Genomic DNA, 10,201 nt, shown 5'->3' on the forward strand with positions numbered 1-10,201 from the left:
TGCCTCAGGCGGGACGCCGGGTCTTGCGCTGTCCACGTTCCAGAGGAATCACATTATTTACCAGCGAAGTGGCAGCACGGTACGTCCACTGCCATTGATATCCCTCGGGCATATGCGCCTGCAGTGCCGCCAGGGCTTCTTCACTCGCCACAAAACTTAAGCTTTCCGGAACTTTTAACAGCACCTGCAGGTCATTGTCCACCGGTAAACGCAGTAGCAGACGCACAGAGCCCGGATATTGCTGAAGCCAGTCACGCAAAAGCTCGGGAGCCAGGGACTCACCCTGAGGAATTTCCACGGTCAATTGTGTTGCCAACTCATCACGAGCCCGCTGGCGATCCAGCACCCGCAGGGCGCTGAGTCGCAGACCACCGGAATAGCTGTCTTCGCCGACCTCACCCAGGACCAGCACGGGTTCTTCCCCTTCTCCGATTTTCCCCGCCTGGGCCCAGACTTCGGCAAATACCACGACCTCCAGACGCCCTACACCATCATCCAGGGTCAGAAAATAAATACGATCGCCCCTTTTGGTACGGGTGCTGCGCCGCGCCACCACCAATCCGGCAACCAACATAACGGTTCCCACCACAATATTGCTCAACGGCTGCACACCCAGCTCGGCGAGTTCCACACGGAGATCATCCATGGGATGACCACTGAAATAAAAGCCCAGGGTTTCCCGTTCCTGACGCAGAATTTCTGTGGATGTCCACAGCTCAGCATGACTAATAGGGGGGGCGACAGGTAATGCTTCCAGTCCGTCAAAAAGGGACTCCTGCAGACTGGCCCGGCTTTGCTGAAATTGGGCGGCTGCTTCAATGGCGTTTTCCAGAGAAGCCATCAGATCCGCTCTGGATACCTGCCAGTCATCCATGGCACCGGCTCGAATCAAGGCCTCCAGCGCGCGGCGATTGATTTTCTGGCTATCTACCCGACAAAGCAGGTCAAAGAGGCTCTGGAAAGGACCTTCCCTACGTGCTTCCAGAATACTCTGAATCGCCGCTCGTCCCAGGCCCTTGATCGCCCCCAGACCAAAACGGATATCCTGCCTGCCTTCGGGTTTAAACTCCAGACCACTGCATTGCACGCTGGGCGGGGCAATGCGCAGTCCCATGCGCTGACATTCGGTAATCATCGCCACGACCTTGTCGGTATGGTCCATATCCGCAGTCAGTACTGCCGCCATGAAAAACTGGGGATAATGGGCCTTGAGATAAGCTGTCTGATAGGAAACCAGAGCGTAGGCGGCAGAATGGGATTTGTTGAAACCATATTCCGCAAATTTTTCCATCAGGTCGAAAATGGCTCCTGCCTGATCGGGTTGCAGGCCATTTTTATGGGCGCCCTCCAGAAAAATACTGCGTTGTTTGGCCATTTCTTCGGGTTTTTTCTTGCCCATGGCGCGGCGCAGCAAATCGGCACCCCCCAGGGAATAGCCTGCCAGGACCTGCGCCGATTGCATGACCTGCTCCTGATAAACAATAACGCCGTAGGTTTCCTTGAGAATGGGTTCGAGATTGGCGTGCAAATAACTGACCTGGGCCTTGCCATGCTTGCGAGCAATAAAATCGTCCACCATGCCCGACTGCAAAGGACCGGGACGAAACAGGGCCACCAGGGCGACAATATCCTCAAAAGTATCGGGTTGCAGACGCCGCACCAGATCACGCATGCCCGATGATTCCAGCTGAAACACGGCCACGGTTTCCGTGGATTTCAGCAGTGCAAAAGTGTCTGGATCATCGAGCGGGAGTTGCTGAATATCCAGGGGCGCAAGGTCCTCCGTGACGGCAGCGGCATTAATGAGTTTTACCGCCATATCAATAATGGTCAGGGTGCGCAGACCCAAAAAGTCGAATTTGACCAGACCCATTTTTTCGACATCATCCTTGTCCAGCTGGGTCACATTACCACCGCCACCGGAACTGTCCGTAAATAGCGGCAAACGATCCGCCAGCGGCTCTGGAGAAATGACAACCCCCCCCGCATGGGTGGAAGCATGGCGAGGCAATCCCTCCAGACGTAAGGCAATATCCAGAAGATCACGCACGTCGTCTTCTTCGGTCTGGCGGCGCCGCAACTCTTCGGACTCTTCCAGGGCTTTGGCCAGGGTCATGCCCAAATCACCGGGCACCAGCTTGGCGAGCTGATCCACAAACCCGTAGGGCAGTCCCAGCACCCGGCCAACGTCCCGGACTACCGCCCGCGCCTTCATGGTTCCAAAGGTAATGATCTGACCGACCCGTTCGCGGCCATATTTTTCAGCGACATACTGAATGACCCGGTCGCGCTGATCCATACAGAAATCCACGTCAAAATCGGGCATGGAAACCCGTTCAGGATTCAGAAAGCGTTCAAAAAGCAGGCCATTACTGATCGGATCGAGGTCGGTAATCCCCAGGGCATAGGCCACCAGAGAACCGGCGCCCGAACCACGTCCGGGGCCGACTGGAACCCCGTTATTCTTGGCCCATTGGATAAAGTCCGCCACAATCAGAAAATAACCGGGGAAACCCATTTGCTGGATCACCCCCACTTCACGCAGCAGGCGTTCATGGTAAGGCAAGCTGCCTTCAGCCCGAATCCCCAGGGCATTCAGACGCACCTGCAACCCTTTCTGAGCCGCTTCATGCAGATATTCATCCACAGACTGACCCTCAGGAATGGGATAATCCGGCAAGGCGTATTGGCCCAGCACCAACTCCATATTACAGCGTTTGGCAATTTCTACCGTGTTGTCACAAGCTTCGGGTAAATCCGCAAAAAGTGTCCGCATTTCCTCTGGATCCGGTAAACGGTGTTCGGCGGTAAATCGTCGCGGCCGACGTGGATCATCCAGGGTCAGCCCTGCAGAAATGCATTGACGGGCATCAAAAGCGGCAAAATCGGCGGCATCCAGAAAATGGGCATTATTGGTAGCCACCACCGGCAAATCCAGCTTTTCGGCCAGCCCGAGGGTTGCTTGCAGCAGACTTTCCTGATCTTTTTCGCCATTCCGTTGCAGTTCCAGATAAAAGCGTTCGGGAAACCAGTCTGCATAGCGTTTTGCCAACAGTTCAGCCTGCGCATGATCGCGGCGCAGCAAAGCCCGACCGATTTCACCCTGCCCCGCTGCGGAAAGGGCAATTAATCCATCACTGGCCTGCTGCAACCATTCGGCGGCAATTTGCGGGCGGCCCTGCTGATGTCCCTCCAGATAGGCGCGACTCAACAGACGGCTGAGATTGGCGTAACCGGTTTTGTTCATGCACAACAAAATCAGGCTGGCGGGGCGATCTGCATCGCCCTCATCGTGGACCCAGATTTCACTCCCGATCAGTGGTTTCACGCCCTGACTGCGGGCGGCGTTATAAAACTTCACCAGAGCAAAAAGATTACCGTGATCCGTAATCGCCACTGCCGGCATATTTTTTTCGGCACAGCGCTTGGCCAGCGCCTTGACCGGAATAATGCCATCCTCCAGCGAATATTCGGAATGCACATGAAGATGGACAAAAGTCGGTTCACTCACTGCTTTGCCTCCCAGGCTCGATCCACCGGACCAAAACCACGTCGATGCAGCGGACAAGGTCCATATCGCTGTAATGCCTGCATATGGACTGCGGTTCCATAACCCATGTGCCGGGCCAAGCCATAATGCGGATAATAAGCATCCAACACCTGCATGGTCTGATCTCTCGCCACCTTGGCGAGAATACTGGCCGCTGCAATAGCATCTACCCGACCATCACCGCCCACCAGAGTCTCAACCTGCCAGCCCGGCGGTGACTGGTTACCATCCACAACAACAAGCTCCGGACGCACTGGCAGGGCAGCAATAGCCCGGGACATGGCCCGTAAAGAGGCCTGTAAAATATTGTAGCGCTCAATTTCCCACACTGCCGCCCAGCTCAACGACCAGGCCCGCGCTTCCTGCCGAATTCTGGCAGCCCATTGCAAGCGGGCCTTGGCGGTCATTTTCTTGGAGTCATTCAGGCCGTACAGAGGTTCACGCAAAATCACCGCCGCCGCAATGACCGGCCCCGCCAGCGGACCACGACCGGCTTCATCCACACCCGCGCACGAGGGGCCCCAGTGTTCCAGAACCGGAGATCTTCTGGCTGTACTCATTCTCAATTATTCATGCCACTGGCCATTTTTGGATTTACCAGTCATAAAAGCATTTTCCGCAAAACCTGTTGCAACGCCTCTGCGGAATCCCCCTGCAACAAGTCACGTATCTGCTTCAGGCGCTGAACTTGTTTATGACCGGCATCGGTAAACAAGGGTAACAGAGCTGCAGCGACTTGTCCGGGTTTAAAGGCATCCTGCAAAAACTCCGGATAAACAGACTCCTTGAGTAAAATATTGGGCATGGCCACAAAAGGGGTTTTAACCAGGCGCCGCGCAAAAGCGTAGGTCAGCGCATTCAGGGCATAAACCACTACCGCCGGACGTTCCATCAGTGCGGTTTCCAGGGTCGCCGTTCCGGAAGCCACCAGTACCACATTGGCGGCTGACAGTACCGTGCGGGTTTGGGCAATAACCACCAGAGCATCACAGGGGCCAGCTCCATGTTCCCACTGACGCTTCCAGGCCGACGCCAGTTCATCACGAGCCAGAGCCACGACAATTTTCAACCGGGGCATCTGCTCGCGCAGCAAACTTGCGGTTTGCGCATAACGGCGGGAAAGTTTTTCCAGCTCACCACGCCGGCTGCCGGGCAGCAAGGCGAGCACCTGATCCTCCGCCGCGAGCCCCAGAGCCGCCCGAGCAGTCAAACGATCAGGTGCAGCAGTAGTCTGTGCCAGCAAAGGATGGGCCAGAACCTGCACCGGAACACCGGCTTCGGCATAAATAGGAACTTCGAAGGGAAAAAGCACCAGCATTTGATCAACAATCTGCTTGATTTGATGAATGCGCTGCCCGCGCCAGGCCCAAATCTGCGGCCCCACCACATAAAGAACGCGAATGCCCAGTGCCTTGGCAGCCTTGGCAATGCGCATATTGAATGCTGGGTGATCAATCAGAATGACACAAGTGGGCCTTTCATTTTTCAGGTGCGATACAACCTGATGATACAGTCGGCGTAGCGCCCCATAATGGCGCAGCACCTCAACCAGACCGATGATGGCAAGTGGTTCCCCGTCGGCAATATTTTCAACGCCGGCGGCCTGCAAACGCGAACCCACTACTCCTGACCAATGTAAATCCAGACCAGCAGCAGTCGCATTTTCCATGATTTCCAGTCCGAGATTTTCTCCGGAACGCTCTACAGCAAGGATAAATACCTTGCCCAACGCTTTAATCCTTCAGCGTGCGGCGAATCACCTCTGCCACCCGGGCAACCTGCGCCTCTTGCAGCTCGGGAAACATGGGCAAGGACAAAACCCGCTCGGCCAGATTGTCCGCTACCGGACAATGGCCTTGAGGCTGATCACCAAACATTTTCTGGCGATGGCCGGGAATGGGGTAGTAAATGGCGCTGGCAATCTGCTCAGCCTGCAAGGCGGCTTTTAACGCATCCCGACCTTCCAGCTGAATCGTATATTGGTGGTATACATGCTGATAAGCTTCTGGTGCATGGGGTAACTGCAGATCCAGGCCCGCCAGATGCTCGGCATACCAGGCAGCAGCCCGTTGACGACCCGCATTAAAAATAGAAAGATGCGGAAATTCCGTGCGCAAAATCAATGCCTGCATTTCATCCAGACGACTGTTATAACCCAGTACATCATGATGATAAGTCTGCCATGAACCATGATTGCGCAAGCCCCTTAATTGTTTTTCCAGTTCCGGATCATTGGTCACCACCATGCCGCCATCACCAGCACCGCCAAGATTTTTGCTGGGGAAAAAGGAAAAACAGCCGATATCACCAAAGCTTCCCACCGCACGCCCATGAATACTGGCCCCAATAGCCTGGGCACAATCTTCAATGACCTTCAGATGATACTGTTGCGCCAAAGACATGATAGCGGGCATATCGGCAGGCAGGCCATAAAGATGCACTGGAATAATGGCTTTTGTGCGGTCGGTGATGGCCGCTTCAACAAGTGACGCGGTCAGCACATAATTTTGCGGGTCCACGTCTACAAAGACCGGCTTTGCCCCCACGTAAAGGACCGCTTCTGCCGTAGCAATAAAGGTGAAGGTAGGCACAATGACTTCATCCCCCGGCCCAATCCCCAAAGCACGCAGAGCCAGCAACAATGCATCTGTTCCCGACGCACAGCCTACCCCATGGGCTACGCCACAAAGTTGGGCCACATCCTGTTCCAGAGCACGACCGTGTTCACCGAGAATAAAACCCGCCTGATCCAGAATTTTTCCCAATCCGGCAAGAATTTCTTCACGCAGTGGCTGAAAATGCGCGCGCAAATCGACCATGGGAATGGCTGTACTATAACTCATGTATTGATATCCTGTTTAGAAATTCATTCACTGGGTCTGGCCCATCCCTCATCGGGAAAGAAAACCATCCACCGCCTTGCGTACTTGCAGTGCTGCCGCCAATACCCGGCGACCCGCCATACCATCACAAAATACCGGAGATTGACGCAGCACCGCACCCAGAAAATCTTCAATTTCTGCGGCCAGGGCATCGGTTTTAGCCAAATTGACGGCTTCATCCCGAACACCGGGAATACCTGGCACGGCGCCTTCTCCGCGATGGTAAATGTGCAGGGTATTCTGGATAAAATCCACAGAAGCGTAACGGTCCTGCCAGAAAATCCGCAAGCGCCGGGCCGGTTCGCGAACCACCCGGGAGGCCGCAAGGTTCGCCACGGTACCGTTACTGAGAGTAATCCAGGCATTGGCCATGTCGGCCTTGTCGGTCACCGCAGCAACGCCTACCGCGCGCACATCAACAGGTTCGGCCTCGGTCAACAATAAAGTCAGATCAAGATCATGAATCATGAGATCCATGATGACATCAATATCCAGAGAACGGGGCTTGAACGGTGCCAGACGCTCTGCCTCCAGGTAACGCGGGGCGCCATAACCCGCCTGACGCAAATAGCGAATGGCTGGATGCACTCTTTTGATATGCCCCACAGCCAGAACCAGTTGACGTTCCTGAGCCAGGGCAATCAGGGCGTCTGCTTCCGGAATATCCAGCGTGAACGGCTTTTCAACCAGGCAATGCACTCCCGCACGCAGTGCTTCTTCAGCAACCTCATGATGGGTTGAAGTTGGGGTCGCTATGGATATGGCTTCTACTGAAGCCAGCAGCTCAGGAATACTGGCAAAAGCCCGACAGCCCAGTTCCTGGGCCACTTCAGCAGCACGATCGGGATTGGCGTCATAAATGCCTTGCAGATCGGACACATTGGCATATTTCTGGGCATGAAAACGACCCAGATGACCCACACCGATCACGGCTGTTTTGAGATTTTTCATGGTCGGGTAATTCCGCGCTTGCTGTTCTGGATGAAGTCCAGCAAATGGGCGATTTCCGGGGCATCAAGACCGCGCTGGCGCACCTCTTCCATAGCATCATCCAGTCGTTGCCCGGAACGGAACAAAATCCTGTAAGCGCGTTTGATTTGCAAAATGGTCTCGCGGGAAATGCCACGCCGAGCCAGACCACGCACATTAATTCCATGAAGACTGGCATGGTTCCCGGCAGCCATCATATAAGGTGGAATATCCAAAGGTGCCATGGTCCCCCCACCCAAAATGGCATGTGAACCTATGCGTGCAAATTGATGTACGGCAGAAAGGCCACCCAGAATGGCATGATCTTCAATGCAGACATGTCCGGCCAGAGTCGCCGCATTGGCCATCACCACCTGATCGCCGATGCGGCAGTCATGCGCCACATGACAATAGGCCATGAGCAGATTATGGCTACCAATCCGCGTAACACCGCCCCCCTTTACCGTGCCGCGATTCACCGTCACGAATTCCCGCAAGGTATTGTGCGAACCAATTTCCAGTGCCGTAGACTCGCCCTGGTAACCTAGATCCTGAGGAGCTGTCCCCACTGAAGCAAACTGAAAAATATGATTATGGCTACCTATCCTGGTCGGACCTTCCAGTACCGCATGCGCACCGATCTGACAATGAGCGCCCAGCTCGACGTGAGCACCAATCACTGCGTAAGGACCAATTTTACAATCGGCACCCACAATAGCACCTGAATCAACAATGGCCGTAGGGTGAATATCCCTAGTCATGGAGCGGTTTCCCGAAGTGTCGCCATCAACAGGGCCGAAGCCACCTCATGACCATCCACCAATGCCTGGGTTTCCATTTGCCACATTCCCGAGCGACGCCGGCTGACGTTAGCCAGCAGTTCCAGGCGATCGCCTGGAGTGACCGGTTTGCGGAAGCGGGCTTTATCAATACCGGCAAAATACACAGCAGCATTTTCACCATATTTATCTTCCGAAACAAAAGCCAGTAGAGCAGCAGCCTGGGCCAGGGCTTCAATAATCAAAACCCCTGGCATGACGGGCATAGCCGGAAAATGTCCCTGAAAAAAGGGCTCATTTATAGTGACATTTTTGATCGCACGCAATGATTTCCCCACTTCCACATGCAGCACACGGTCCACCAGCAAAAAAGGATAGCGATGCGGTAATCGCTTCATAATATCCTGAATATTCAGTTCACTCTCCATGAAATGGCTCTCCGTCAGTTGATGCTTGGTGCGCAGATTTTTTTTCCAGATTTTTTACCCGCCGAAATAAGGTATCCAGCCCGTCAAAGCGGGCAACAATGCGCCGCCATCGCGTAATTTCATGGGCAGGGACCACTCCCGAATAAACCCCCGGGCTGCGTAACGAATGGGTAATAGCACTTTGTCCGGCAATCACGCAGTTATCTGCTATTTCAACATGGCCGGTAATGCCAACCTGCCCGCCAATCCGGCAATGGCTGCCAATACGGGCACTGCCTGCTATTCCCGTTTGGCCGGCAATAACGGTATGCGCGCCTATTTGTACATTATGGCCGATTTGTACCAGATTATCGATCTTGACCCCGTCGGCAAGGATCGTATCGGTCAGAACACCACGATCAATACAGGTATTGGCACCTATCTCCACATCATTGCCAATCAGTACCCCGCCTATCTGGGGAATTTTCAGATATTTTCCGTTTTCTTCCGCAAACCCAAAACCATCGGCACCAATGACCGCACCCGCGTGGACAACACACCGTTCGCCAATGCGGCAACCAGAGTAGATTTTCGCACCCGGATAAACATGGGTGCCCGCCCCTATCTGAACGTCAGCGCCCACAAATACCCCTGCCTCAAGCCAAACTCGGGCCGCGATCTGTGCCCCCGCCTCCACCTTGACGAAAGCATCCATGCGTACCTCAGGATGGATCTGTACATTCCGATCCAGTTGAGCGCTGTGATGAATACCCGGTTCAGATCGGGCCACAGGAAACAGGTACTGCATGGTTTTAGCAAAAGCCGCATAGGGGTTTTTGACAACAATGCAGTGCCCAGAAAAATCATCAGCAAATTCAGAACTGAGGATAACAGCACCAGCCTGACTGGACTGCAAACAGCTGCGCAGGCTGCTCGCCTGGAAAAAAGTAATATCCCCAGCCTCGGCAGTATCCAGAGGTGCCATGCCGGTAATCAGATATTCCGCATCACCGCGTACTTCTCCAGCAATGTGTTGTGCCAGATCCTGAAGGCGATGTGCGCTGGCTGCCCTCATTATTTTTTACCTGTGGACTTTGCCGCACTCATCGTGCTGTTCATCGCTGCCACCACCTGCCCGGTTAAATCAATGGCACCACTGACATATAACACCGACTTGTCATTGAGAATGACCGTATAATGCCCGGCACGGCCAATTTGACTGACCACTTTGACCAGTTGGGTCTGAATATTCTTGAGGATCTGATTGCGTTGATAGTTGAGCGTATCCTGAGCCTGGCGCTGAAATTGCTGAAGACTGAGAATCATACTTTGCAATTGAGCTTCGCGATCCTGTCGCTGGGCATTACTCAAATGTGGAAAATCTTTTTCCAGCGATTTCTGAAAAGTATCTATCTGTTGGCGCTTTGCTTCTATTTCCTTTTGCTTCGCCTCCACCTGCTTATTGAGGTTCGCCGCGCCAACCTGCGCTTCTGGAAGCTCGCGCAGGGCTTTATCAAGATCGACAAAGCCAATTTTCATGGGATCCGCCAAGGCTATCCCGGCAAACAGCAACAAACCCAGACCCAGAAGTAACTGACGCATCATACCCATCTC

At 54.1% G+C, this 10,201-nt stretch carries 9 protein-coding genes; all 9 read right to left on the reverse strand.

The window, feature by feature from the left end:
- Window positions 1–4: 4 nt before the first annotated feature.
- From dnaE to BLW97_RS07620, 9 genes are read right to left on the reverse strand one after another with little or no spacing between them, the layout of a single operon-like run.
- Complete coding sequence (dnaE, locus tag BLW97_RS07580) at window positions 5–3,511, reverse strand: DNA polymerase III subunit alpha (RefSeq protein ID WP_075322832.1); 3,507 nt, start codon at window positions 3,509–3,511, stop codon at window positions 5–7.
- On the reverse strand, window positions 3,508–4,110 hold the full coding sequence (locus BLW97_RS07585; RefSeq protein WP_075322833.1) for a ribonuclease HII: 603 nt from the start codon (window positions 4,108–4,110) through the stop codon (window positions 3,508–3,510). The genes dnaE and BLW97_RS07585 overlap by 4 nt, the downstream gene beginning before the upstream one ends.
- A gap of 41 nt (window positions 4,111–4,151) precedes the next feature.
- The gene (lpxB, locus tag BLW97_RS07590; RefSeq protein ID WP_075322834.1) at window positions 4,152–5,279 is read right to left on the reverse strand and encodes a lipid-A-disaccharide synthase; all 1,128 of its coding nucleotides are present in this window, start codon (window positions 5,277–5,279) and stop codon (window positions 4,152–4,154) included.
- A gap of 4 nt (window positions 5,280–5,283) precedes the next feature.
- Entirely contained in the window at window positions 5,284–6,393 is a 1,110-nt protein-coding gene (locus tag BLW97_RS07595; protein WP_075322835.1) for a DegT/DnrJ/EryC1/StrS family aminotransferase, read from the reverse strand.
- Between the two features lie 48 nt (window positions 6,394–6,441).
- On the reverse strand, window positions 6,442–7,383 hold the full coding sequence (locus tag BLW97_RS07600; RefSeq protein ID WP_075322836.1) for a Gfo/Idh/MocA family protein: 942 nt from the start codon (window positions 7,381–7,383) through the stop codon (window positions 6,442–6,444).
- On the reverse strand, window positions 7,380–8,162 hold the full coding sequence (gene lpxA, locus BLW97_RS07605; RefSeq protein ID WP_075322837.1) for an acyl-ACP--UDP-N-acetylglucosamine O-acyltransferase: 783 nt from the start codon (window positions 8,160–8,162) through the stop codon (window positions 7,380–7,382). The genes BLW97_RS07600 and lpxA overlap by 4 nt, the downstream gene beginning before the upstream one ends.
- Window positions 8,159–8,608: a 3-hydroxyacyl-ACP dehydratase FabZ gene (fabZ, locus tag BLW97_RS07610; protein ID WP_024893489.1), complete on the reverse strand. Its 450-nt coding sequence runs from the start codon at window positions 8,606–8,608 to the stop codon at window positions 8,159–8,161. The genes lpxA and fabZ overlap by 4 nt, the downstream gene beginning before the upstream one ends.
- The gene (gene lpxD, locus BLW97_RS07615) at window positions 8,598–9,662 is read right to left on the reverse strand and encodes a UDP-3-O-(3-hydroxymyristoyl)glucosamine N-acyltransferase (protein WP_075322838.1); all 1,065 of its coding nucleotides are present in this window, start codon (window positions 9,660–9,662) and stop codon (window positions 8,598–8,600) included. Before lpxD ends, fabZ begins: the two co-directional genes overlap by 11 nt.
- Window positions 9,662–10,192 carry an OmpH/Skp family outer membrane protein gene (locus BLW97_RS07620; RefSeq protein ID WP_075322839.1) on the reverse strand — a complete coding sequence of 177 codons (531 nt, stop codon included), beginning with the start codon at window positions 10,190–10,192 and terminating at the stop codon, window positions 9,662–9,664. The genes lpxD and BLW97_RS07620 overlap by 1 nt, the downstream gene beginning before the upstream one ends.
- Window positions 10,193–10,201: the final 9 nt, after the last annotated feature.

This window comes from Acidithiobacillus albertensis, assembly GCF_001931655.1.
GTDB classification, from domain to species: Bacteria; Pseudomonadota; Gammaproteobacteria; order Acidithiobacillales; family Acidithiobacillaceae; genus Acidithiobacillus; species Acidithiobacillus thiooxidans.

Coding starts and splice junctions, on each gene's coding strand:
- BLW97_RS07585 (WP_075322833.1), bottom strand. CDS start 4,110: ATGAGTACAGCCAGAAGATCTCCGGTTCTGGAACACTGGGGCCCCTCG.
- BLW97_RS07595 (WP_075322835.1), bottom strand. CDS start 6,393: ATGAGTTATAGTACAGCCATTCCCATGGTCGATTTGCGCGCGCATTTT.
- BLW97_RS07600 (WP_075322836.1), bottom strand. CDS start 7,383: ATGAAAAATCTCAAAACAGCCGTGATCGGTGTGGGTCATCTGGGTCGT.
- lpxA (WP_075322837.1), bottom strand. CDS start 8,162: ATGACTAGGGATATTCACCCTACGGCCATTGTTGATTCAGGTGCTATT.
- fabZ (WP_024893489.1), bottom strand. CDS start 8,608: ATGGAGAGTGAACTGAATATTCAGGATATTATGAAGCGATTACCGCAT.
- lpxD (WP_075322838.1), bottom strand. CDS start 9,662: ATGAGGGCAGCCAGCGCACATCGCCTTCAGGATCTGGCACAACACATT.
- BLW97_RS07620 (WP_075322839.1), bottom strand. CDS start 10,192: ATGATGCGTCAGTTACTTCTGGGTCTGGGTTTGTTGCTGTTTGCCGGG.